This window comes from Luteipulveratus halotolerans, assembly GCF_001247745.1.
GTDB lineage: Bacteria > Actinomycetota > Actinomycetes > Actinomycetales > Dermatophilaceae > Luteipulveratus > Luteipulveratus halotolerans.
Window position 1 is genome coordinate 783,996 of the sequence record NZ_LAIR01000002.1, and the last position, 23,963, is coordinate 807,958.

Genomic DNA, 23,963 nt, shown 5'->3' on the forward strand with positions numbered 1-23,963 from the left:
GCTGACGTGTCAGTCCAGGTCGCCGGTGAGGTAGCGCTGGACGGTCGGCCCCACCCGGCGTACGACGTCCTCGACGGGCATCGACGCCAACGGGTCGACTCCGATGACCTTGCGGATCGCCAGCAGGCCGGCGATCTGCGAGGCGACCAGGGCGAGGCGTACGTCGATGTCGTCGTGGTGCCGAGCCAGTCGCTCCCGCAGCGGGACGAGCGCGACGCCGAGGACGAACTCGCGCAGGAGCCCCTGGTCCTCGCCGGACATGGCAGTGCGGAAGGCGGCGACCACAGCGGGACCTGCGGGTGACTCCCAGGCCGTGAGGACCTGGCGTACGAGCGTGCTGCCGAGCTCGTGCTCGGGCGCGTCGGCGAGCGGGCCGAGCACGGTGTCGGGGTCCACAGGCAGCTGCACGGCTTCGAGGAACAACCCACGCTTGTTGCCGAAGTAGTGGCTGATGAGCGCGACGTCGACCCAGGCTGCGGCCGCGACCGAGCGCAAAGGCGTCTGAGCAAAACCGTTGCGTCCGAACAGCTCTCGCGCCTCGGTCAGGATGCGCTGCCGGGTGTCGGACTGTCCCGGACGCCGCCCGGTCGGCCGCCCGCTCATCGGGTCCGGCGAGGCATCGAGAGCGCCGCCAGCACCAGCGCACCGACCGCGAACGCCGCCAGCACGCCCACGTCGCGCAGCACGTCTGTGGCCGGGTTCGGTTGTGCGGCAACGGCTTTCAGAGCGTCGACGGCGTAGGTCATCGGCAGGCAGTCCGACACCCAGCGCAGCACATCGGGCATCTGCTCGCGCGGTGCGAGCAGTCCGCACAGGAAGACCTGCGGACCAATGAACAACGGCATGAACTGCACCGCCTGGAACTCGGTGCGGGCGAACGCGCTCGCGAGCAGCCCTGTCGCGACACCGACCGCGGCTGCGAACACCGCGACGAGCAGGACCCACAGGATCGACCCGCGGGTGTCCACGCCGAGGAACCAGACGCTGATGGCGACCAGAACGGCCGACTGGACGAGTGCGGCGAGCGCGAACGCGGCGCCGTAGCCCGCGAGCAGGTCGGCGCGGTGCAGGGGAGTGGTGAGCAGCCGCTCCAGGGTGCCGGTCGTCCGCTCGCGCAGCATGGCGACCGAGGTGATCAGGAACATCACGAGCATCGGGAGGATGCCGAGCATCGAGACGGCGATCGGGGTGAAGCGCACCCCGCCGTCGTAGACGAAGTAGAGCAGCGTGAGCAGCAACGACGGCACCGCGACGATCAGGGCGACCGTCCGTGGATCGGCCTTGAGCTGCTGGAGGTTGCGCCCGGCCGTCGCGAGGGCGATGCGGGGCTTCACGCCGCCTGCTCCTGGCGGATCAGCGTCAGGAACGCCTCGTCCATCGTGTCGGCGCCCGTCTGCTGCAGCCCATGGGGTGGCAGGTGCCGCAGCAGGCGTCCCTCGCGCATGAGCAGGACGCTGTCGCAGCGTGCGGCCTCGTCCATCACATGGCTGGAGATCAGCAGCGTCACGCCCTGGTCGGCGAGGGCGCGCAGCGAGCTCCACAGCTCCTCGCGGGTGAGCGGGTCGAGCCCGACCGTGGGCTCGGCGAGGACCAGCAGGTCGGGGTTCCCGACGAGCGCGCCGGCGAGGGAGGCGCGGCTCGCCTGACCGCCGGAGAGCTGCTCGACGCGACGGTCGGCGTACGCCGTCAGCCCGACCGTCTCGACGGCCGCGGCAGCGCTGGTGCGGGAGGCGCCGACCAGGGTGGCGAAGTAGCCGACGTTCTGCCGGACGGTGAGGTCACGGTAGACGCTGACGGCCTGGGTGACGTACCCGATCCGGGACCGCAGGTCGGTGAGCCCGGGCGGTCGCCGAGCACGGACAGGCGACCGCCGGCGACTCGCTCAGGACCGCCGGGACGACCCCGGCGCTCAAGATCTGCTTTTCAGTGCCTTCACCGAGGACGCAGAGCTCGACTTCCGCCCGGCAGCGAGGACATGCGGCCTGGACGTTCCGCTCATGCAGGGACGATCGATGATCGCCGACATCATCATGAGTCCCGCCACTCGCATCGACACCACCCACGTGGTCACGAACCCACGAATCAGGATGGACGGCGATACGGCGAGCCTGACCGCTCTGGTCGAGGCACAGCACCTGCCCAAGAACGACCACTCCCGGCACGCCTTGCTGAAGAACCTTTACGCGGTCGACCTGGTGAACGGTGGAGACCTGTGGCAGATGAAGTGTGTGTACATCGACTGCGTGTGGTTCACCGGTGACCCGCAGGTCATCGTGGGCAGCTGACACTGCGGACGGTGGTCCTGCTCAACTCAGGCGGTCACCATCTTTGGTTCGGTCCGCTCCTTCGTGGAGCCCCGGTTCACGGGTTCGGCCCCGCAGCGCAGCCCGACAAGCCAACGCGATCGCGATGACTAGCACGGGGATCAGTACGTGCTGAATCGCCGTCGGGAGGACCAAAGCGGCGATCGCCAGGGTGGAACTTCCGGAAACCCGGCCCCACCCAGGTAGAAGCCGCACTGCTGATGCGGCGGCGACCAGGTACACCACGACCACCAGAGTGGATGGGATCGTGACCAGGGTCTCGGTGCCCGGCCGCGGCGATGCCGGACACGGCGACGATGCCCCCGGTCGGGACTCCATCACGGTTGATCACGGCAACGGGTCGGGGTAGCCATCCGGATGCTGCGAGTGAGTGCGCTAGCCGGGACACCCCTGCGATGAATGCGTTGGCGGTCCCGAGGCTGATGATGACGGCTGCCTAGCAGCCCGGTGATCAACCACGCAGCTAGCGAGGCGGGACCGGCCATCGAGGCCACCTGACCGGGAAGTACGAGCACGCCCGCGCCGAGGATCGCCGAGACGTACAACGCGATCCCTTGGCCGAGACCGATGTGCTTCACCAACTCGTTGCGTGTCACACCATCACCATCACTGCGTCAGACCAGCGCTGGGGAGTGGCAGACTTGACACCATGCGCAACGAATCGGCCACAGCCCAGATGGCACCCAAAGGCCGGCGGACTCGACGGGGTTCGGCCGTCGAGCATCACGTGGTGGTCGTTGCGACCGAGGGCGTGCACGTCTTCGAGCTCGCGATCCCCTGCGAGGTATTCGGCATCGACCGCGGCGACCTGACGCCGCAGTGGTATTCCTTCGAGGTCGTCTCAGCTGCCGATGCCCAGACCACGGGCGGCGTGAGCCTCAGTCACGGACTCAGCGTCTCGGCCGGTAGGGGGCTCGCTGCACTCAACGACGCGGACACCATCGTCGTCCCCGCTTGCGCCAGCATCCACGAAGCAGTCCCGCAGCACCTGATCGATGCTCTGCGCTCGGCGCACGCGCGCGGCGCACGGATCGTGTCGATCTGCTCCGGCGCGTTCGTGCTCGCCGAAGCCGGACTTCTCGATGGCCGACGTGCCACCGCGCACTGGATGTACACCGCTGAGCTGGCCGCCCGCTATCCGCTGATCACCGTTGACCCATCCGTGTTGTACGTCCACGACGACGTATGGACATCGGCCGGCAGCGCCGCCGCGTTGGACATGTGCCTCGAGATCGTGCGAGCCGATCACGGCAGCTCTGTCGCGAACGAGGTAGCACGGCGCATCGTGATCCCGCCACACCGCAACGGTGGCCAGGCCCAGTACGTGCGACACCGTCCGCTGCCGGTCGGCCACGACCTGGCCACGACGTTGGACTGGGCCCGGCACAACCTCGACACCGTCACGGTGACTGCGATGGCCACACGGGCGGGCACCAGCACCCGCACCCTGCACCGAACCGTCACCGGCCGGACTGGGCAGTCCCCGCAAGAATGGCTCCTACGCGAACGACTCAGCGTTGCGCAAGAGCTCCTCGAGTCCACCAGCTTGACCACTGAGGCGATCGCGCGCCGCGTTGGCCTCGGGTCCAGCGCGAACCTGCGCGGCCACTTCTCCCGTGCCTTCGGACTACCTCCCCGGGACTACCGCATGAGCTTCGCGAAGGCACCGCCCGCTCTAAGACTTATCAAGTGACGTCCAGATTTCATCGAAATCCCGATGGCTGGCCGTCCCGACCTCCTGGCCTGAAAGGGAGCGAAGCGTGTGCCTAGTTCCGTTGCTGCGCAACGGTATTCGGCGAATATACGTCCACGAGGTCCGCAGACGTAGTACTTGTGTCCGCGGCGATGTCTAGGCTCCCGGCATGACCTCGCCCGAGGATCGGAAGTACCCGGCAGCGAGGCTGGCCGCCTATGACCCGGCCTGGCCGGATCGCTTCGCCGAGCTGAAGGCCGAGCTGCTGGCGGTGCTCGGCTCAGAGTGGGTGGTCGAGCACGTCGGGTCGACGTCGGTGCCCGGGCTGGTCGCCAAGCCGGTGATCGACGTCGCACTGCGGTTGCCAGCAGGGGTCAGCCTGGATGCCTCAGGCGATGCCCTGCAGGGGGCCGGTTGGTCACGGCCCATGGTGGTCGGTGACCACTGGGCCAGCTTCTACCCGCCGTCGGGCGAGCGGGCGGCGGTCGGCCACCTCTTCAGCGCCGAGCAGTGGCCGCAGGCCCATGTGCGCCTGTTCGCGCAGTGGTTGCGCGACCACGAGGGCGACCGGCGCGAGTACGCGGCGCTGAAGCGGCAGCTGGTCGAGACCGGTGTCTGGGGCAGTGCGTACACCGACGCCAAAGCCGCGTTCGTGCTGCGCGTGGTGAACCGGGCCCGCGCGGCGCGCGGTCTGGCACCGGTGGACCACCCGCTCTGAAGCGCCCCTCGGTCGGCCTCGCGAGCCAGGCCGCAAAGACCCCTGAGGGCTTGATGGTCTGACCCCTGCTGGTCAGCTGCTCATGTGCCGGCGCAGGTGCTCAGCGGTGTGGGTACGGCTATCGGTGACCATCTGGTCGGGGGTGCCTTCGAAGACGATGCGGCCGCCGTCGTGCCCGGCCTCGGGCCCGATGTCGATGATCCAGTCGGCTGCGGCGATGACGTCGAGGTTGTGCTCGATGACCACGAGCGTGGACCCGGCCTCGGTGAGCCGGTCCAGCAGTTCGATGAGTCGGGTGACGTCGGCGATGTGCAGCCCGGTAGTGGGTTCGTCCAGGACGATCGTGCGGCCGGGGTCGGCGAGCTCGGTGGCGAGCTTGAGGCGTTGGCGCTCGCCGCCGGACAGGCTGGTGAGGGTCTGGCCGAGGGTGAGGTAGGCCAGTCCGACGTCTTGTAGCCGGGACAGGGTGGCCCGGATCGCTGGCTGGGTGAAGTGATTGAGTGCCTGGGCGACGCTCATCTCCAGGACGTCGGCGATGCTCTTGCCGGCGACCTTGTGGGCTTGGGCCTGGGGGGTGAAGCGCCGGCCCGCGCAGACCTCGCAGCGGGTCAGGACCCCTTCCATGAATGCGAGGTCGGTGTAGATCACGCCGTTGCCCTCGCGGGCGGGGCATCCTCCGGTGGAGTTGGGCGTGAACAGCCCGGCCGGTGCGCCGGTCGCCTTGGTGAAGACGTCGCGGATGGGGTTCAGCAGGCCGGTGAAGGTGGCGGGGCTGGAGCGTCGGGAGCCGCGGATGGGGCGCTGGTCGATGACGACGGTGCCGGGCTCGGCCGTGGGCAGGTTGCCCAGGAGCAGGCTGGTCTTGCCTGACCCGGCGACCCCGGTGACGGCGGTGAGGACGCCGCGGGGGATGCGGGTGCTGACGTGCTGGAGGTTGTTGGTCGTGGCGTCGGTGATGTCGATCCAGCCGGTGGACCTACGCCGGTTCCGCGAGGTGTGGCGGTGCTCGCGCAGCCCATGCCCGGTGGGTGTGTCGGCCCGGGTCAGACCCTGGTAGCCGCCCTGGTAGACGACCTGGCCTCCGTCCGGCCCGGCACCGGGGCCGAGGTCGATGAGGTGGTCGGCGATGGCCATCATGTCGGGGTCGTGCTCGACCACGAGCACGGTATTGCCGCGGTCACGCAGCGACTACAGCATCCGGCCCAGTGCGGCGACGTCGCGGGGGTGCAGCCCGACGGTGGGCTCGTCGAAGACGTAGAGCATGTCTGCCAGCGCGCTGCCCTGGTGCCGGACCATCTTGATCCGCTGCGCCTCCCCGCCCGAGAGGGTGGAGGTGGCCCGGTCGAGGCTGAGGTAGCCCAGGCCCAGGGTCATCATCCGCTCCAGGTGGACGCGCAGGTTGTCCACCAGCGGCGCGAGGCCGCCGGCGCGGATGCCGCCGATGAGCTCGGCGAGGTCGCTGACCTGCATCGCGTTGCAGTCGGCGATGGACCGGCCCGCGATCAGGCTGGCCCGGGCTGGTCCCGCGAGCCGGGAGCCGCCGCAGTCGGTGCACGGGCCGCGGGAGACGATGCGCTCGAACGCCCGGCGCTGCTTGCCCTTGAACGAGTCCGGCTCGCGCTGCAGGTACAACCGGTTGAACCGGGTGACCAGGCCCTCGTAGGCGGTGCCGACGGCGTCCATCCCGGCCGGCGGGATGTGCTTGCCGGCGGGCGCGTGCAGAAACAGCTCGCGCTGCTCGGGCGTGTAGTCAGCGACCTTCATCGCCGGGTCGAAGGACCCCGACCTCGCGTAGGCCTTCCACAGCCAGGTGCCCGGCTTGAAGGTGGGAAAGGTGATCGCGCCCTCATCAAGGGAGAGGCTCTCGTCGACGAGCTCGGACTCCTCCACGCGCGCGGCGACCCCAAGGCCCTGGCAGGCCTGGCACATGCCGGCGGGGTCGTTGAAGCTGTAGGCGTTGGAGTAGCCGGCCGAGGGCTGCCCGAGCCGGGAGTACAGCAGCCGCAGGCGTGCGCCGATGTCGCTGATCGTGCCGACCGTGGAGCGAGGCCCGCCGGACAGGCGCTGCTGGTCCACGACGATGACGGCCGACAGGTTCTCCAGCTCGTCGACGTCGGGATGGGCGTAGCTGGGCAGCCGCCCTTGAGCGAACGCGGAGAACGTCTCGTTGAGCTGGCGCGCGGACTCAGCCGCGATCGTGTCGAACACCAGCGAGGACTTGCCCGAGCCGGACACGCCGGTCACGACCATGAGCTGGTGCTTGGGCACGTCGAGGTCGATGTCCTGCAGCGTGTTCTGCCGGGCCCCGCGCACGCGGATCACGTCGCGAGCGGCCGCCGGTGACGAGCTGGGCAGGCTCGTCGCTAGACCCATGAGGCGCTCTCCTCGCTAAGATGTACCGCGTACTCTACAACGTATAATTGGCGGGATGGCGATGGTCAAGACCACAGGCGTGGACGAGCTGAGGCTGATCGGGCTGCTCTGGCGGGACGCACCGGCCAGCCCGCGCAGCGGTATTAGCACCCGCGGGATCACCGCCCAGGCGGTCGCGCTTGCCGACCGGGACGGCCTGGAGGCGGTGACGATCCGCGCTCTGGCACAGGAGGCAGGTGTGACGGCCATGGCGCTCTACCCGCACATCGGCGGGCGCGCCGAGCTCGTCGAGCTGATGCTCGACCACGTCGCTGGCACCGTCTACGTGGCGAACACACCTCCCGGCGGGCCCGACTGGCGGGCACGGGTCACCGCGGTCGCTGACGCGAACTGGGCCAGCTGCCAGGCCCACCCGTGGGTCACCGACCTGGCCACTGGGCGTCCGGTGCCCGGTCCCGGTGCCGCGGACAAGTACGAGACAGAGCTGCGAGCACTGGAGGGCACCGGACTGACCGACGTCGAGATGGAGCACACCCTGACCGCTCTGCTCGCGATGGTGCAAGGCACTGCACGTGCAGCGCTGGCCGCGCAGCGGGCGAGGGGAGCAGGCGAGGACGCAGACACCGGCTGGTGGTCGGCCATCGAGCCGACGCTCACCGCGGCCATCGGCGACCCGGACCGGTTCCCGGTCGCCGCGCGGGTCTCGCGCGCGCTCGGGGAGCAGACCGGCAGAGCCAACGACCCCGAGGGTGCCTACCAGGCCGGCCTCGACCTGATGCTGCACGGCATCGCCCAGGCTGCCGCCGCCTCGTCATGACCCGTAGTCCGGACCTGCTCGACCACGCGCTGAACGACCTGACCAGCAGGCTGGTTGACTGCCGGTCATGCACCTGGGCTTGATGACGCTGGTCGTGCGCGACTACGACGAGGCGATCGAGTTCTTCGTCGGCGTGCTCGGCTTCGAGCTCGCCCAGGACGAGCCAGCGCTGACCGGCGACGGCCGGCCCAAGCGGTGGGTCGTCGTGCGGCCGCCGGGCGCGCAGACCGGCCTGCTGCTGGCCCGGGCCGACGGCCAGGCCCAGCAGCGCGTGGTGGGGGAGCAGTTCGCCGGCCGGGTGGGGCTGTTCCTGCACGTGGAGGACTTCGGTGCCGCCTACGAGCGCCTGCGGGCCGCTGGTGTGCGATTCGATGGGGAGCCGCGCAGCGAGCCCTACGGCCAGGTCGCGGTCTTCCGCGACGTGGCGGGGAACCGATGGGACTTGATCGGGCCACCGCTGGCACAGACCAACATCGCCGAGGGGTGAGATTGCGGATCCCGTTGTGACACAACGCAGCTCGATGCCCAACCGCGCTCTGGTCCTGCGCGGCAAGGCCAGGGCCAGCCTTTCGCTGTGGCATCGTCGTCATCCATGCGAGTCGAGTACGAGCTGACGCCACGTCGCCGCGACCAGTTGTACGGCTTCTACTTCGGCGAGTGGTGGACGAAGCACCGCACGACCGAGGAGGCTGATGCAGCTCTTGGGGCCTCCTACGTCGCGCTGGTGATCGACGAGGACGACCAGGTCGTGGGCTTCGCCCGTGCCCTGAGCGACGGAGTCTTCTTCGCCTGGGTTGGCGACGTCATCGCGGCACCAGGCTCGCGCGGGACCGGGGTGGGTGCCGCGATCATGGACGCCATCGTCGCTCACCCTGGGTTGCGGTCCGTGCGCAAGTGGGACCTGAGCTGCCTGCCCGAGCTCGACGGCTTCTACGAGCGTTGGGGCTTCGCCGACCCTGCGCCGTCGCACACGCGCCGACGGTCCGCGGCCGAGCACTGGTGAGGCGCAGGCGATGAGGGCCGCTCGGGGCTGTCGCTCGCGTTGTTCAGGTGCTCGAAATATCCATGTCGTTACATTGATCTTCGGCTGCGCCCGAGAAGTCGGGCACACCCCTGCTTCCTGGGGGTCCGTCGGGTCAGACGGTCGAGCGTGCCTGGATCCGGCCGAGGGCGACGGCGGTCAGCGCGGCGAGCAGGGCCACGCCGATGAGTGCCCAGTAGCCGGCGTGCGCACCGGCTGCGGCTGCGGCGGCGGTGCTTGCGCCCTGGTCGTGCTGGCTGGCGATCACGGCGGCGGAGATGGGCGCGACGATCGCCAGTCCCACGCCTGCGCCGGCCTCGTTGAAGGTGTTCAGCAGGCCGGAGCCGACGCCGGCCTCCTCGGGCGGGATGGGTGCGGACCCGAAGGTGTACAGCGGCACGAACATCGTGGGCAGGCCGAGGCCGAACACGGCCAGGGCGGCGATGACCAGTGGTGCGTTGCCGGTCCCGGAGGCGGTGGCGGCCACCACGACGGCCAGCGCCGCGAGCTGGGCGATGATGCCGCCGAGGTAGAGGCGGCTCATGCCGGTCTTGGCGGCGACGGCGGGGATGGCGAATGCCGACACCAGCGAGCCCAGGCACAGCGGCAGCAGCGCGAAGCCGGTGGCCAGCGGGGACATGCCCTGCCCGGTCTGCAGGTAGTTGCTGGACAGGTACAGCGCGCCGAGCATCAGGGTCGCGGCCAGCAGCAGGCCGAACCCGGCCCACGCGTAGGCGGGGGTGCGCAGCAGGTGCACCGGCAGCAGCGGGTCACTCGAGCGCGCCTCGGCGCGCACGAGCAGCGCGATGACGGCCAGGCCGGCGGCGACCGCGGCCCAGGGCAACGCGCGGGCCAGGCCGTCGGGCAGCTCGATCAGGCCGTAGCAGACCAGCCCGATGCCGGCTGTCGCGGCGAGAGCGGCCACCGGCCGCAGACTGGTTCGCCCGGCTGCGGCTCGCATCGCCGGCAGGCGCACCAGCGCCGCAGCCAGCACCGCGGCGATGATCGGCAGGTTGACCAGGAACGCCCATCGCCACGAGGCCGACTGCACGATCGCGCCGCCGAGGATCACCCCGATGGTGGCCCCGATGACACCCATGCCGCTCCACACCGTCAGTGCGCTGTTCAGCTGGGCGGGCACGGGGCCGTAGGTCGCCACGATGATCGACAGGGCTGCCGCAGACAGGACCGCCGCTCCGACGCCCTGGCCCAGGCGCGCGGCCACCAGCAGGCCGCCGTCGCCAGCCACGCCGCAGACCAGGGAGGCCAGCCCGAACAGGGCCAGACCGGACACGAACGCCGCGCGCCGGCCGAGCGCGTCGGCCAGCCGGCCGCCGAACAGCAGCAGCGAGCCGTAGGTCAGCACGTAGCCGCTGACCACCCACTGCAGCACCGCGGGCGAGGCACCCAGGTCGGCGTCGATCGAGGGCAGCGCCACGTTGACAACGGTGGAGTCGAGCATCACCAGCAGCTGGGCGATCCCGGCGATCGCCAGCGCGGCCCAGGGCGCGGGCTGCGGCGGGGAGCCGGTCTGTTCCTGGGCGGTCGCAGTGGTCTCGGTCATCGCTGGCTTCCTCCAAGCAGGCGGGCGCAGTGGCTGCAGAAGAACCATGCGCGGTTATCTAGTTGGCCGCCTGCTACGGTACATTACAAGGCATATAAAACAAGCGGGTCAGTCCAGCGAGGTGAGAGATGGCCACGGCAGGGCGAGATGGCGGCGGCAACGCGGCTCTGGAGGCATGGCTCGCGGTCTCGCGGCCCGTGGAGGAGGCGACCGCCAGGATCGAGACCGCGCTGAGCCAGGCGCACAGCATCTGCCTGACGGCGTACGAGATCTCCGACTTCCTGGCCGGGCGTCACGGCTGGACGCCGCTGTCGCAGGTGTGCCACGCGGTGGGGCGTTCCCAGCCGCGCATCTCGCGGCTGGTGACGCAGATGATGGACGAGGGCCTCCTCAAGCGTGTCCGGGACGAGGCCGACGGGCGTGCGTTCCAGCTGCGGCTGACCCGCAAGGGACGCCGGGTGTACGCCGCATCCTCGGGCACCCTGGCGCAGCTGCTGGCGCAGATTGCCGCCGAGGGCACGCCGCTGAGCGCCCAGCTGGCAGGCGTCCTGCCCGCCGGTGACCGAGCGTCCTGACGCCCACCGGCGATGCGCAGAGCTGCGCTGGCGGCCAGGATGTACGCATGTCCGCTCGTGTGATCGACAAGTCCGCCTGGATCCACCTCGAGCAAGGCCGGCTGCTGAGCACCCGCTCTTGCGGGCGCGGTGCGTACTACGTGCCCGGCGGCAAGCCGGAGCCGGGGGAGTCGCGCCTGCAGACGTTGGTGCGCGAGATCCGCGAGGAGCTCACCGTCGAGATCGATCCCGGCACAGCCCGGCTGTACGGCGTCTTCGAGGCCCAGGCCCACGGCCACCCAGACGGTGTCCTGGTGCGGATGGCGTGCTACTTCGCGGAGTACACCGGCCAGATCACACCCGCTGCCGAGATCGAGGAGGTCGCCTGGCTGACCGCGGGCGACATCGGATCCGTCTCTCCGGTCGACGAGCTGGTGATGCGCCGACTTGGGAAAGATGGACTGCTGCCCGGAGCACCCTAAGGGCTCGGTCGCGGGGCGCCGCCACCTGTGTGAGGTGACAGGCCGTCGTACGCCGTGTGCGCCTGCCGGTCAGGCGTCGGCCTTGCGGGTGATCCGCCACATCGTCACAGCCGAGTAGGCCATCGCGAGCACGGCGAGCATGGCCAGAGCGAGCAGGAGGTAGGTCACCTCGTGCTGCCACAGCGGGTCGTCGGCCTTGGGCCAGATCTTGGGCAGGTCGGAGGTCGCGGCGGTGCCGGCGTAGCCCCAGCGGGCCGGGGTCAGCCACGACAGCTGCTCGAGCACGGGCCGACCGTTGACGGGGAACAGCCCGCCGCAGAAGACCAGCTGCGCCATGACCGAGACCACGAGCAGGGGCATGACCTGCTCCGACGTCTTGACGAAGGAGGACATCAGGAGCCCGAGGGCGACCGCGGCGAAGGCGGTGAACCAGCAGGTGATGACGATCTCGGCGGTGGGGGAGCCGAAGAGGAGAGCGTCTGCAGGACCGGGCTTGGCGAGCATCACGAGCAGCACCATGATGATGCTCTGCACGAGGGTCAGCAGCCCGAAGATCGTGAGCTTGCCCCACAGGTAGGCCTGGGGCGAGAGCCCGACGGCCTTCTCGCGTAAGAAGATTGCGCGTTCGCCGACGAGCTCGCGCACACTCGCCGCGGTGCCCATGAAGATCGCTCCGACGATCAGCACGACGAGCAGCTGCATCGCCTCGGTCGTGCGCAGCTGCGGCGGGATCGGCATGCCCAGGCCGTTCTTGCCGGGCACGACCATCGTGAGGACGGCGAGCACCATCGGCAGCAGCAGCATGAACGCCGCATAGCCGCGGTCGGCGAGGATCACCCGCAGGTGACGGCGGGCCAGCGTCGACAGCTGGGACGGGATGGACTGCTGACGGGGTGGCTTCTCGGGCGGCCCGGGTCGGAACGGGCGGGGTGCGCGCAGCGGCGCCTCGACCTGCTCCTGCATCAGCGGCGAGCTGCGGAACCGGCCCTTGGAGCCCTCGGGGTCGCGCGCCACTGAGGTGAAGATGTCGGCGTGATCGGCTGCACCGAAGAAGCCGAGCATCTCCGAAGGCGGGCCGAAGTAGGCGACCTTGCCGCCGGGCGCGAGCAGCAGCACCTTGTCGCACACGTTGAGGTTGGCGACCGAGTGGGTGATGACGACGACCGTGCGGCCGCCGTCGGCCAGCTCGCGCAGGGTGTGCATGACCTGCTTGTCCAGGCCCGGGTCGAGGCCGGACGTCGGCTCGTCCAGGAACAGCAGCGACGGGCGCGTGAGCAGCTCGAGCGCCACCGAGGTGCGCTTGCGCTGGCCGCCCGAGAGCTTGTCGACGCGGGTGTCGGCGTGCGCGGTCAGGTCGAGCTCGTGCATCACCTCGTCGACACGCTGCTCGCGCAGGTGCTTGTCGAGGTCGTCCGGGAAGCGCAGCTCGGCCGCGAAGCGCAGCGCCTGCGTCACCGTGAGCTGGCGGTGGACGACGTCGTCTTGCGGGACGACGCCGATGCGGTGGCGCAGGTCCTGGTAGTTGTCGTAGAGGTCTCGGCCGTCGTAGTAGACCTCGCCCTCGGTGGCCTGCTGCGCTCCGGTGAGCGCCTTGAGCAGCGTGGACTTGCCGGCGCCGGACGGACCGACGACCGCGAGCAGACTCGACCCCTCGAGCGCGAAGGAGATGTCGTCGAGGAGCTTCTTGCCCGAGTCGAGCGTGAACGACAGGTGGTTGGCGACGAAGTTGACGTCACCCTCGTCGACGCTGGCGACCAGCTGACCGTGCCGCACGGTGAAGCGGCTGTGGCCGACGGCCAGCAGCTCTCCCTCGGACAGGCCGGCGTGCTGGACGCGCTGACCGTTGACGTAGGTGCCGTTGCGGCTGCCGAGGTCGTGCACCTCGAAGCCGCCCTGCGGCCGCGGCACCAGGCGTACGTGCTGGCGCGAGGCGAGCAGGTCGTCGACGACGATCTGGTTCTCGAGGCCACGGCCGATCGTGAACCCGGCCTGGCTGCTGCGTCCGCGCGCCTCCTGCGGCACGGCGAGGACCTGCGGCACCGCACCGGTGACGGTCGCCCGGCCGGAGGTGCCGGACGAGCCGCGCGTCGCGATCGGGCCGCTGGGCAGCGTCCACCGGTCGAACACCACGCCGGTGTGGGACGCCGGGTTGTCGGGGAGCAGGCTGCCGGCCTTGCGCTGGGGCAGCGGCTGGCTCAGCCGCGAGGACCGGGCCTGCGCGGGCTGCTGAGCAGGTGCCGGGTTGGTGGTGGCGTACGACGGCTGCGGCTCGGCTGCACGCTGAGGCTGTGCGGTCGGCTGGGCAGCGGGGGCGGGCCGGGCGGCCGCCGGCTGCTGCGGGACGGGGCGTGCAGCGGATGCCGGTGCGCCATGGCGCGGTGTCGGGTGCTGCGGACCGGTCTGGTGGGAGCCGGGCTGGGCAGCAGGCGGAGGCAGCCGGTTGCTCCCGCTCGCGGACGGAGCCGGGCCGGCAGCGCGGTCGACCGTGACCTCGGGGCCGTCCTGAGCGCCGAGGCGGATCGAGGCGCCCGGCCCGATGGGCGTCGGGGTGTGCGGTGCGAGACGTCGGCCGTCCAGGTAGGTGCCGTTGGAGCTGCCGCGGTCGACCAGGAGCCAGACGCGTCCGTCGAAGTGGACCTGGGCGTGCTGCCGGGACGCGCGCGAGTCGGCGACCGTCAGGTCACACCCGAGATCGCGCCCGACCACGGCGGTCTGGCCGGGTCGGACGATCAGCGGACGGCCTTGGAAGACCAGCCTGAGGTCGGCGGGCCCGGTGGTCGGTGTCGTCATGGCTCTCCGTGGTCATGGTGGTGCAGCGTCAGGTTCGGCGGGTCACCCACTCGAAGCCGGTGGCAGCACAGCTCCTCGACCGAGACTTCCCCCGCAGGCGCAGGCCACCCTACCCAGAACGGGGAGGGTGGCCGGGCCTTCGCGGTCAGATCGAGACGAGCCAGCCGTCACGGACCTCGAAGGTCGACGCACCGATCCCGATGCGGTCACCCTCGTGCAGGTGCGTGCGCTCGATACGACGTCCGTTGACGAAGGTGCCGTTCCGGCTGCCGAGGTCCTCGATGACCAGGCCCTCGTCGTCGACCGTGATGCGCACGTGCTGACGTGAGACGAGCATGTCGTCGAGCACGATCGAGTTGGCACGACCACGGCCGATCGTGAGCGCCTCCTCAGCCGCCTCGGGAGCGTTGTCGGCGGGCGCGACCGCCGGCGTCATCTGGGTCGGCAGCGCCTCGGCGGCCTCCGAGGGGTTGAGCGGCTCGTTGGCGCCCGAGGGCGGACCGTCGTACGACGGCCGCTGGTGAGCAGCAGGCGGCGGCTGGTAGCCGGCAGGCTCCTGCGGGACCGGAGGCTGCTCGGCGGGCGGGGCGTACGGCGCCGACGGCTGAGCAGTGGGCTGCGCAGCGAAGTCCTGCTGGGGGTAGTCCTGCTGCGGCTCGCCCCAAGCCGGCGCACTCGGCGCATTCGGCGCAGCGGGTGCGCTGCTCCAGGCTGCGGGCTCGGCCGCCGGCGCGGCGCCCCACGACGCAGGCTCTGCTGCCGGCGCGGCGCTGGGCTCGGCGCCCCACGACGCAGGCTCTGCTGCCGGTGCGGCGCTGGGCTTGGCGCCCCACGAAGCGGGGTCCGGCGCGGGGCTGGGGGCCGGCGGAACAGGAGCCGGTGCAGGCGGCTGCCCGGGCTGGTCCGGGGCGTCGGGCTGCGAGGGCCGGTCGGGGAGGTCCGGGCCGGGCTGCGCAGGCACCTCGGGCTGCTCGGGCACGTCGGGGATCGACGAGGCCTGGCCGCTGTCGCGGGCGACCCAGTCCTGATGAACCTCGTGCGCGGTCGGGGCGCCGCCTCCGGTGGCCCACCGCTCGGGCTGGGCGGGGGCCGGCCGGCCGGCGTACGGGTCCGACGGGGCGGAGGCGTACGACTCCTGCTGAGAGGTCGCACGCGCCGACGGGCCGGACCACGCGGGTGCCGCGCCACTCGGTGCGGGCTGGTTCCAGACGATCGGAGCCGCGGCGTCAGGCGCACCCTGTGCACTGTGCCCGTTGGGCGCATATCCGCCCTGGTCGCCGTAGGGCGCCTGGGGTGCCTGTCCGTAGGGCTGCTGAGCGTCGTAGCCGGCCGGCGAGGCGCCGCCGCGTGGCTGCGAGCCGTGGTCGGGCTGACCCGCGCCGTCGTACGGGCGGTAAGGGTCCTGAGGGTGAGTCATGAGCGGTCTCCAGACTCGATCGGGTGGTCCTGCGTCGTGCCTTCGTGAGCCAGCGTATCCCGCATGTGGACTGTGTCCTGGAGCACACGGGGGTGCTCACTACCCTGGACGCCATGAGCAACAAGGGACAGGTGCCGACCGGTCGGCACCGCGTGGTGATCATCGGTTCGGGCTTCGGCGGCCTCTTCAGCGCCCGCGCACTCAAGCGCGCCGACGTCGACATCACCCTCATCTCCTCCACGACCCACCACCTGTTCCAGCCGCTGCTGTACCAGGTGGCGACCGGGATCCTGTCCGAAGGCCTGATCGCGCCGTCGACCCGTGAGGTGGTCGCGCGGCAGAAGAACGTCGAGGTGATCTTCGGTCACGTCGGCGACATCGACCTCGACGAGAAGCGCGTCACCGCGACGGCCCTCGACACCACGCAGACGTACGAGTACGACAGCCTGATCGTCGCTGCCGGAGCCGGCCAGTCCTACTTCGGCAACGACCACTTCGCCCGGTTCGCCCCGGGTATGAAGTCCGTCGACGACGCGCTCGAGCTGCGCGGCCGCATCTTCGGCTCGTTCGAGCTGGCCGAGATCGCCGCTGCCGCGGGCCGTGACGACGAGGTCGCCGCGCTGATGACGTTCGTCGTCGTGGGCGCCGGCCCGACCGGCGTCGAGATGGCCGGTCAGATCAGCGAGCTCTCCCGCCGCACCCTGAAGCGGGACTTCCGCAACATCGACCCGACCGACGCCCGGGTGATCCTGCTCGACGCGGCGCCGTCCGTGCTCGGTGCGTTCGGCGACCGGCTCGGCGCCAAGGCTCAGCAGCGCCTCGAGAAGATGGGCGTCGAGGTCCAGCTCGGCGCCAAGGTCGTCGACGTCGACGGCACCGGCATCGAGGTCGAGGACGCCGACGGCGAGCACCGTCGCATCGACTCGATCTGCAAGGTGTGGGCCGCCGGCGTCCAGGCCAGCCCGCTCGGCAAGCAGCTGGCGGAGCAGTCCGGGGCGGGCATCGACCGGGCCGGTCGTGTCGAGGTCGAGCCCGACCTGACCCTCCCGGGGCACCCCGAGGTGTTCGTGGTCGGCGACATGATCTCGCTCGACAAGCTCCCGGGCGTCGCTCAGGTGGCGATCCAGGGTGGCCGCTACGCCGCCAAGCAGATCAAGCACAGCGTCAAGGACGAGCAGCGCGAGGGCCCGTTCCACTACAAGGACAAGGGCAGCATGGCGACGATCTCGCGGTTCAGCGCGGTCGCCAGCATCGGCAAGGTTCGGCTGTCGGGCTTCATCGCCTGGGTCATGTGGCTGGCCGTCCACCTCGTCTACATCATCGGGTTCAAGAGCCGCATCACCACGTTGCTGCACTGGGCGGTCGCCTTCCTCGGCAAGGCCCGCGGCGAGCGCACCACGACCGAGCAGCAGATCTACGCGCGGCTGGCGATCCAACGCCTGGGCGACGACTTCACGCCGTCGCTCAACATCGACCGGGGGCCGGGCCTCGGCTCCGGCGCGGGCAAGGCGGCCCCTGACAAGACCGCGCCGGACAAGGCGGCCTCCGACAAGGCTCCGGAGGCCACGGCCGCGAGCTGATCGCGTCAGGCAGCAGACCAGGTACGCCGGCCCGGCGGGTGCGAGGAGCGCCCGCCGGGCCGGTCGTCGTACGGGTCGATCTAGGGTGGCGGGCATGCCGCTGGACTACCCGATCCACCAACGCACGCTCGCCAACGGGCTGCGCGTGGTCGTCTCACCCGACCACAACGTGCCCGCCGTGACCGTCAACATCTGGGTCAACGTGGGCTCGCGCCACGAGCCGGAGGGCAAGACCGGGTTCGCGCACCTGTTCGAGCACCTGATGTTCCAGGGGTCGCGCAACGTCGCCGAGGGCGAGCACTTCTCGCGGCTGATGGCCGAGGGGGCGCGGCTCAACGCCACGACGTGGTTCGACCGCACCAACTACTTCGAGACGGTGCCGACGGGGGCGTACGAGCTGGCGCTGTGGATGGAGGCCGACCGGCACGGCCACCTCCTGGACGCCGTCAACCAGGCCAACCTCGACAACCAGCGCGACGTGGTCAAGGAGGAGAAGCGCCAGCGCTACGACAACCGGCCGTACGGTCACGCGCTGGACGACGTCTACGCGACGGTCTTTCCCAAGGGCCACCCCTACCACCACTCGACGATCGGCTCGATGGAGGACCTCGACGCCGCCTCGGTCGAGGACGTCCACGACTTCTTCCGCCGCTACTACGGGCCTGACAACACCGTCCTCACCCTCGTCGGCGACGTGACGCCTGAGGACGGGTTCGCAGCAGCGGAGCGCTACTTCGGCGAGCTGCCGGCGTCGACCGAGCCGGCGCGGGAGCCGGTCGCGCCCCTCGCGCCACTGCCGGAGCCGGTCCGGCTGGAGCGCGTCGAGGACGTGCCGAGCAACCGTCTCTACGTCGCCTGGCGCCTGCCGGTGGCCGGCAGCCCCGAGTTCGACGCCGCCGAGCTGGCCATGGACCTGCTGGCCGGCCTTGCAACCTCACGGCTCTACCGGCGCATCGTGCGACGCGAGCAGATCGCGACGTCGGTGTCGCGTACGGCGATGGGGCTGGTCGACGGCACCTCGCTCGGTCTGCTGGTGGTCGATGCCGCGGACGGCACCGACCTGGTCGAGCTCGAGGACCACCTGTGCGAGGAGGTCGCGCGGCTGGGCGAGGAGGGCCCGACCGAGGTCGAGATGGAGACGCTGCGCAACGACACCGAGCGGTGGTGGCTGTCGGCGCTCGCCTCGCACGAGGAGCGCGCCGACACGATCAGCCAGTACACCCTGCTCCACGACGACCCCGAGCACGTCAACACCTACCTCGACCGCATCGCCGACGTGTCGGCCGAGGACATCAGAACCGTTGCAGCGCAATGGATCTCGCCACATTCCCGAGCCGTCGTGGCCTATCTCAAGGAGGGCGCGGCATGACCGTCACCCGACCCGACGTCGTACCCCCGCAGCCGTGGGCGTTCCCTGAGCCGCGACGCCACCGGCTGAGCAACGGCATGGACGTGCTCATCTATCCGCTGCCCGGCCAGTACGTCACGTCCACGCGCATCGCGCTGCCGTCGCTGCTCGCCGGCGAGCCGCAGGACCGTGAGGGCGTCGCCTCGATCGTGTCGCGCACGATGGACGAGGGCACCGCATCGCACACCGCCGAAGAGCTCGCGGAGCTGTTCGAGCGCAACGGGATCGGTCTGGGTGCAGGCGTCACCGAGCAGGGCATGGTCGTCGAGCTCGAGGCGACGACCGGTCGGTTCGGGCAGGCCCTGGAGCTCGCGACCGAGTGTCTGCGCGAGCCGGCGTTCGACGAGGCCGAGGTCGGTCGTCACGTGCGGCAGCGGCTGTCCGAGATCGAGCACGAGCGCGCCTCCGCCGCGTCACGCGCCGCCATCGAGTGGGCGCGCACGTTCTACACACCGCAGTCGCGGGCCTCGCGCCCCACTGCGGGCAGCCTCGAGACCGTGGGGGCCATCACGAGCGCCGACTGCGCGGCCTACCACGCCGCGCATGTGCGGCCCGACGGCGGAGCCGTCATCGTGGCCGGTGACGTCGACGAGGCTGCCGTCGTGGCCGACCTCGAACGCACGATTGGTGCTTGGCGGTCCGAAAACCCTTCAGCCGCAACCGATCTCGACCCGCGTGACGAGCGCGACCCGGGCTCGGGTCGCATCGTGTTCGTCGACCGGCCGGGGTCGGTGCAGACCGAGATGTACGTCGGCACGCTCGGTCCCGACCGCCGCGTCGACGGTGGCTGGGCTCCCTACCCGGCCCTCAGCTTTGCACTCGGTGGCTCACCGGGCGCGCGGGTCGATGCACTGCTGCGCGAGGACAAGGGCTACACCTACGGCATGCGTACGACGTTCCGGCCCCGTCGCCGTGACGGTGTCTTCGTCGCGGCCGGCTCGGTGCGCGGTGACGTGACAGCCGAGTCGTACGACCTGCTGCTCGGGGTCCTCGAAGGCGCGGCCGATGGTTTCACCGACGACGAGACGCGTTCGGCGATCGACTACATCGGCAAGACCGCACCCGCGCGCTACGCCACTGCCGACGTGGTGGCCGACGAGGCGGTGCGGCTGCGCCTCGACGGTCTCGGCACCGACTTCGTGACCGGATACCTCCAGGAGGTCCAGGCCCTCACGCCCGAGCGGCTCGGCGAGGCCTGGCGCGCGACGCTCGGGTCGTGGACGACGGTCCTGGTGGGCGACGCGTCCGAGCACGCCGACGCCGTCCGCGCGCTCGGGCGCGGTGAGGTCACGGTCGTCGACTAGACCTCACGCACTGCACGCCGACCGCGGGTCGGCAGCCGCGTGGATCGGGCCGGTGCGGGTCGTGAGTGGTCGGCCCGAGGCCGCCGTGCGCACCGCGGTGACCTCGGCGAGGATGCTGAGGGCGATCTCCGCGGGCGTTCGCGCGCCCAGGTCGAGTCCGATCGGGCTGGACAGCCGCGACAGCTCGGGCGCCGTGACCCCGAGGGCGCCCAGCCGGCGTACGCGGTCGTGGTGGGTCGTGCGCGAACCCATCGCGCCGACGTAACCAACAGCGTTGAGCCGCAACGCTGTTCGCAGCGTCGGTGCGTCGACGCGCTCGTCGTGGGTGAGCACGCAGATCACGGTGCGGTCGTCGATCCGGCCCCCGGCGGCCTCGGCCTCCAGGTAGCGGTGCGGCCACTGCACGACGACCTCCTCGGCCGCCGGGAACGCCGACGGACCGGTGAAGACCTCACGCTGATCACACACGGTCACCAGGTAGCCGAGCTCGGCGCCGAGCCGGGAGAGCGCGGCCGTGACGGCGTTGGCGCCCACGAGCAGCAGGCGGGGCGGGGGAGGAGCGGCCCAGACGAAGACCCGCACCGGACCGGACGCCCCGGCGTACGAGTGCGGTCCGCTCTCGTGGTCGCGCAGGACGGCGTCGTCGAGAGCCTGGTCGCCCAGCGTGCCCCAACGGGTCGAGCCCACCTCGGCGAGCACCGCGGCGCGGTCACCGCGGAGCGTCACAGCGACGGCGGACCGTGCTCGCCCTGCGTCGGCCCACGACCCCGACCGCAGCGGTGAGTCCGGGTCGACGCGGTGCACGAGCACCTCGACCGACCCGCCGCAGGTCAGGGACGCCGCGAACGGGGAGCCGCCGGGGCCGTACCGGCGCAGTACCGGCCGTCCGCTGCGCAGCACGTCGAGCGCGGTCTCGTAGACATCGCCGTCGACGCAGCCGCCGGAGATCGAGCCGTGCGGCCGACCGGCGGCGTCGACGGTCATGGACGTCCCGACCTCCAGGGGAGCCGAGCCCTCCTGGTCGACGACGGTGGCCAGGACGCCGCAGGACGCGGGGTCCCAGCAGCGTGACAGGTGCTGCAGTGCGTCGAGCACGGGTCACATCCGCGCGGCGCCGGCCTTGATGGCCTCGCGGATGCGGACGTAGGTACCGCAGCGGCAGACGTTGCGGATGGTGTCGAGGTCGGCGTCGGTGATCTCGCGGCCTTGCGCCTTGACCTGCTTGACCTTGGCGACGGCCGCCATGATCTGACCGGGCTGGCAGTAGCCGCACTGAGCGACGTCCTGCTCGAGCCATGCCTCCTGCATGGGGTGCAGGTCTCCCTCGACGGTGTCGGCGAGGCCCTCGATCGTGGTGATCTCGTCGGTGGGCTCGACGTCGGCGACGCGCACCGAGCACGGGTTGAACGCCTTGCCGTTGATGTGGGACGTGCAGGCCTTGCAGACGTTGATGCCGCAGCCGTACTTGGGCCCGGTGACCCCGAGGACGTCGCGCAGGACCCACAGCAGCCGGACGTCGTCCTCGACGTCGGCGGTGACCTGCTTGCCGTTCAGGACGAAGGTGTGTGTCGGCATGGCTTCCTCAGAACGTGTGCGAGAGGCCGTCGACCGGCGACTCGGGGAGTGACGGGGTGTAGGGCTTGGGCTCGAACGACAGCGTCTGGTGGTTGATCGGGAACCTGCGGGGCACCGTGCCGGTGGCACGCGCGTACGCACAGGCCACGGCCGCGAACGAGGCGGGTACGCCGGCCTCGCCGGCGCCGCCCGGGGTGTCCGAGGCGGAGGGGACGACCACGCACTCGAACTCCAGCGGGGTGTTCCACTGGCGGGTGTAGAAGTAGTTGTCCCAGCTGGCCTCCAGGAAGTGCCCGTCCTTGAGGTGCACGCTGTTGGTGAGCGCGAGCCCGATGCCGTCGGAGACCCCGCCGAGCATCTGCGCCTCCAGGCCCTGCGGGTTGATGACCAGGCCGGCGTCGACCGCGATGACCGCCTTGGTGACACGAGGGCCGGTCACACCGTCGCGGACCTGCCGGTTGACCGTCTCGGGTCGGCAGTCGATCTCGACGAGAACCGCTGTGGCGCCTTTGTACTCGCGGTGCACGGCGATGCCCTGGGCGGTGCCGGGCGCCATCGGCCGGCCCCACTTGCCGACCTCGGCGACCTTTGTCAGGACGCCGCGCACGTTGTCGTGCTTGACCAGCCCGAGCCGGAACGCGAGTGGGTCCTTGCGCAGTTTCTGGGCGAGCATGTCGATGACCAGCTCGCTCGCGCACGCGACGTCGGGGGAGTAGATCGCCCGCATGCTGCCGGTGTTGAACCGTGTGTCGGTCTCGCTCAGCAGCTGGGTCACGAGCCCGACGTTGTAGGGCAGCTCCTGGGTGAGCAGGAAGATGCTCTGCGACAACCCGACGCCGACGAGCCCACCCGGCAGCTTGTCGGCCGTGGCGGTGAGCATGTCGCCGAGGCCGTGGCCGAAGTCGGTGGCGATGCTGGTGTGCCGCTGCTCGAACGTCAGCACCTCGCCGGCCAGGCAGGTCGCCCGGATGCGGGACGTCGCCATCGGATGCATGCGTCCCTGGCGGGGCTCGTCGACCCGGTGCCACATCAGTCGCACCGGCTTGCCCATCGCCTTGGAGACCTTGGCGGCCTCGATGGCGTGGTCGCCGAACAGCTTGTGCCCGAACGACCCGCCGCCGGTGATCACGTTGACCGTGACGGCGTGCAGGGGCAACCCGACCGCGAGAGCGATGTCCTCCTGAGCGACGATCGGGGCCTTCAGCCCGGCCCACACGGTCGCGTGACCGTCGCGGACGTCGGCGATCGCACAGTTGGGCTCCAGCGCGGCGCTGCTGCGGAACATGAACTCGAACGACGCATCCACCTGGGTCGCGAGGACCGGGACCTTCGGCACCGCCAGGGGTACCTCGGCTCGGCGGACCTTCGCGAGGATCGACTCGTCGTCCTCACCCTCGATACCACCGGCGTTCCACTCGACGTCGAGCGCGCGGGTGGCGGTGATGCACTGCCCGAAGGTGCGGGCACGGACGGCGACGCCGGTGTCGACCACGGCCACGTCAGTGACGCCCGGCATGGCGAGCACCGCCTCGCGGTTGCGCACGGACTTCGGCGAGCCGTTGAGTCCGGGTGGCCGGCACAGCATGGTCGGCAGCGCGTCGGGGACCTCCAGGTCCATCGCGAACTTCTTGGCGCCGGTGACGATGTCGCGTGCGTCGACGCGGCGGGTGGGCTTGCCGACGACGGTGTACGACGACGCGGCCTTGAGCTGGACCTGGACCCCCTGCGTACTGGCACTCGCCGCCGACTCGGCGAGCTCGCCGTAGGTCACGGATGCGCCGCCGGGGGCCGTGATGACGCCGGCCTTCGCGGTCAGCTGGTCGACGACGGCGCCGAGCTGGATCGCGGCTGCCTTCAGGAGGGCCCCTTTGGCGACGGCAGCCGCGACGCGGATGGGCGTGAACGTCGAGACCGTCGTGTTGGAGCCGCCGGTCAGCTGGTTGAACACCAGCTCGGGCCGCGCGGGCGCGAGACCGACCGTGACGCGCTCGACCGGGATCTCCAGCTCCTCGGCGATGATCATCGCCGTCGACGTGGTGATGCCCTGCCCGACCTCCATCCGCGGCAACGAGAACGACGCCGTCCCGTCGGTGCCGATCGTGATGCGGATCAGGTTGGCGGTGGCCAGCCCGGTCGTCGTCTGCAGGTCCTCGAGGTCGAAGATCTCGGCGATCTGCGGCGGCGAGGGGATGGCGGCCTCTGCTGGTGTGCCGAGCCGCATGTCGGCCGCGACCGTGAGCGTGGTGCCCGCGAGGACGTACCCGAGGAAGCGTCGCCGACTGGTGCCGGAAGCAGCGGGTGGGTCGAGGTGCGGATCATCCGAGGGGGTGCGTTGCACGGCGG

At 70.8% G+C, this 23,963-nt stretch carries 23 protein-coding genes and 1 pseudogene; 11 read left to right on the forward strand and 13 right to left on the reverse strand.

The annotated features are described in order from the left end of the window. Positions 1-9 precede the first annotated feature (9 nt). From VV01_RS04335 to VV01_RS24275, 4 genes and pseudogenes are all read right to left on the reverse strand, one after another. Positions 10-603 (reverse strand): TetR/AcrR family transcriptional regulator, encoded by a 594-nt coding sequence (locus VV01_RS04335; protein ID WP_050668820.1) that lies wholly within the window; start codon positions 601-603, stop codon positions 10-12. Then, entirely contained in the window at positions 600-1,334 is a 735-nt protein-coding gene (locus tag VV01_RS04340; RefSeq protein WP_050668821.1) for an ABC transporter permease, read from the reverse strand. Before VV01_RS04340 ends, VV01_RS04335 begins: the two co-directional genes overlap by 4 nt. Beyond that, positions 1,331-1,507 carry an ATP-binding cassette domain-containing protein gene (locus VV01_RS24270; protein WP_231635152.1) on the reverse strand — a complete coding sequence of 59 codons (177 nt, stop codon included), beginning with the start codon at positions 1,505-1,507 and terminating at the stop codon, positions 1,331-1,333. The genes VV01_RS04340 and VV01_RS24270 overlap by 4 nt, the downstream gene beginning before the upstream one ends. 126 nt (positions 1,508-1,633) lie before the next feature. Then, positions 1,634-1,828 (reverse strand): annotated as a pseudogene (locus VV01_RS24275) (ATP-binding cassette domain-containing protein); the annotation flags it as partial. Between the two features lie 4 nt (positions 1,829-1,832). Here VV01_RS24275 and VV01_RS22190 point away from each other — a divergent pair. Further along, entirely contained in the window at positions 1,833-2,285 is a 453-nt protein-coding gene (locus tag VV01_RS22190; RefSeq protein WP_231635308.1) for a nuclear transport factor 2 family protein, read from the forward strand. Positions 2,286-2,361: 76 nt separating this feature from the next. Here the strand turns inward: VV01_RS22190 and VV01_RS24870 are convergent, their stop codons facing one another. After that, positions 2,362-2,751, reverse strand: coding sequence for a hypothetical protein (locus VV01_RS24870; RefSeq protein WP_157509075.1), 390 nt, complete (start codon positions 2,749-2,751; stop codon positions 2,362-2,364). A gap of 222 nt (positions 2,752-2,973) precedes the next feature. On the opposite strand from VV01_RS24870, the gene VV01_RS04350 reads away from it, so the two are divergent. Together VV01_RS04350 and VV01_RS04355 are read left to right on the forward strand one after the other, a co-directional pair. Then, positions 2,974-4,017 (forward strand): DJ-1/PfpI family protein, encoded by a 1,044-nt coding sequence (locus VV01_RS04350; protein WP_231635153.1) that lies wholly within the window; start codon positions 2,974-2,976, stop codon positions 4,015-4,017. Between the two features lie 169 nt (positions 4,018-4,186). Beyond that, a complete protein-coding gene (locus VV01_RS04355; protein ID WP_050668824.1) occupies positions 4,187-4,735 on the forward strand; it encodes a GrpB family protein in 549 nt (182 codons plus the stop codon). A 72-nt stretch (positions 4,736-4,807) separates the two neighbouring features. Here the strand turns inward: VV01_RS04355 and VV01_RS24745 are convergent, their stop codons facing one another. Then, a complete protein-coding gene (locus VV01_RS24745; RefSeq protein ID WP_331456410.1) occupies positions 4,808-5,893 on the reverse strand; it encodes an ATP-binding cassette domain-containing protein in 1,086 nt (361 codons plus the stop codon). Between the two features lie 30 nt (positions 5,894-5,923). Further along, entirely contained in the window at positions 5,924-7,108 is a 1,185-nt protein-coding gene (locus tag VV01_RS24750) for an excinuclease ABC subunit UvrA (RefSeq protein WP_331456411.1), read from the reverse strand. 55 nt (positions 7,109-7,163) lie between these two features. On the opposite strand from VV01_RS24750, the gene VV01_RS04365 reads away from it, so the two are divergent. The 3 genes from VV01_RS04365 (at position 7,164) to VV01_RS04375 (ending at position 8,928) form a co-directional block, all read left to right on the forward strand. Next, positions 7,164-7,925, forward strand: coding sequence for a TetR/AcrR family transcriptional regulator (locus VV01_RS04365; protein ID WP_071606284.1), 762 nt, complete (start codon positions 7,164-7,166; stop codon positions 7,923-7,925). A gap of 82 nt (positions 7,926-8,007) precedes the next feature. Then, complete coding sequence (locus VV01_RS04370) at positions 8,008-8,412, forward strand: VOC family protein (RefSeq protein ID WP_231635154.1); 405 nt, start codon at positions 8,008-8,010, stop codon at positions 8,410-8,412. A gap of 105 nt (positions 8,413-8,517) precedes the next feature. Then, the gene (locus VV01_RS04375; RefSeq protein ID WP_050668826.1) at positions 8,518-8,928 is read left to right on the forward strand and encodes a GNAT family N-acetyltransferase; all 411 of its coding nucleotides are present in this window, start codon (positions 8,518-8,520) and stop codon (positions 8,926-8,928) included. A gap of 133 nt (positions 8,929-9,061) precedes the next feature. Here VV01_RS04375 and VV01_RS04380 read toward each other — a convergent pair whose 3' ends face one another. Continuing rightward, entirely contained in the window at positions 9,062-10,510 is a 1,449-nt protein-coding gene (locus tag VV01_RS04380) for an MFS transporter (RefSeq protein ID WP_050668827.1), read from the reverse strand. A 128-nt stretch (positions 10,511-10,638) separates the two neighbouring features. On the opposite strand from VV01_RS04380, the gene VV01_RS04385 reads away from it, so the two are divergent. Both VV01_RS04385 and VV01_RS04390 read left to right on the forward strand, forming a co-directional pair. Further along, positions 10,639-11,085, forward strand: coding sequence for a MarR family winged helix-turn-helix transcriptional regulator (locus tag VV01_RS04385; protein ID WP_050668828.1), 447 nt, complete (start codon positions 10,639-10,641; stop codon positions 11,083-11,085). Positions 11,086-11,132: 47 nt separating this feature from the next. Continuing rightward, entirely contained in the window at positions 11,133-11,546 is a 414-nt protein-coding gene (locus VV01_RS04390; RefSeq protein ID WP_050668829.1) for an NUDIX hydrolase, read from the forward strand. A gap of 69 nt (positions 11,547-11,615) precedes the next feature. Here VV01_RS04390 and VV01_RS04395 read toward each other — a convergent pair whose 3' ends face one another. Together VV01_RS04395 and VV01_RS04400 are read right to left on the reverse strand one after the other, a co-directional pair. Then, positions 11,616-14,336 carry an FHA domain-containing protein gene (locus tag VV01_RS04395; RefSeq protein ID WP_050668830.1) on the reverse strand — a complete coding sequence of 907 codons (2,721 nt, stop codon included), beginning with the start codon at positions 14,334-14,336 and terminating at the stop codon, positions 11,616-11,618. Between the two features lie 145 nt (positions 14,337-14,481). Continuing rightward, a complete protein-coding gene (locus tag VV01_RS04400) occupies positions 14,482-15,753 on the reverse strand; it encodes an FHA domain-containing protein (RefSeq protein ID WP_050668831.1) in 1,272 nt (423 codons plus the stop codon). 113 nt (positions 15,754-15,866) lie between these two features. Here VV01_RS04400 and VV01_RS04405 point away from each other — a divergent pair, with 113 nt between their 5' ends. The 3 genes from VV01_RS04405 (at position 15,867) to VV01_RS04415 (ending at position 20,045) form a co-directional block, all read left to right on the forward strand. Further along, positions 15,867-17,333, forward strand: a complete 1,467-nt coding sequence (locus VV01_RS04405; RefSeq protein ID WP_071606510.1) for an NAD(P)/FAD-dependent oxidoreductase — start codon at positions 15,867-15,869, stop codon at positions 17,331-17,333. Positions 17,334-17,427: 94 nt separating this feature from the next. Continuing rightward, complete coding sequence (locus VV01_RS04410; RefSeq protein WP_050668832.1) at positions 17,428-18,702, forward strand: M16 family metallopeptidase; 1,275 nt, start codon at positions 17,428-17,430, stop codon at positions 18,700-18,702. Then, a complete protein-coding gene (locus VV01_RS04415) occupies positions 18,699-20,045 on the forward strand; it encodes a M16 family metallopeptidase (protein WP_050668833.1) in 1,347 nt (448 codons plus the stop codon). Before VV01_RS04410 ends, VV01_RS04415 begins: the two co-directional genes overlap by 4 nt. A gap of 3 nt (positions 20,046-20,048) precedes the next feature. Here VV01_RS04415 and VV01_RS04420 read toward each other — a convergent pair whose 3' ends face one another. From VV01_RS04420 to VV01_RS04430, 3 genes are read right to left on the reverse strand one after another with little or no spacing between them, the layout of a single operon-like run. Next, positions 20,049-21,140, reverse strand: a complete 1,092-nt coding sequence (locus VV01_RS04420; protein ID WP_050668834.1) for an XdhC family protein — start codon at positions 21,138-21,140, stop codon at positions 20,049-20,051. Positions 21,141-21,143: 3 nt separating this feature from the next. Continuing rightward, positions 21,144-21,620, reverse strand: a complete 477-nt coding sequence (locus VV01_RS04425) for a (2Fe-2S)-binding protein (protein WP_050668835.1) — start codon at positions 21,618-21,620, stop codon at positions 21,144-21,146. A 7-nt stretch (positions 21,621-21,627) separates the two neighbouring features. Further along, a complete protein-coding gene (locus VV01_RS04430; protein WP_050668836.1) occupies positions 21,628-23,958 on the reverse strand; it encodes a molybdopterin cofactor-binding domain-containing protein in 2,331 nt (776 codons plus the stop codon). Positions 23,959-23,963: the final 5 nt, after the last annotated feature.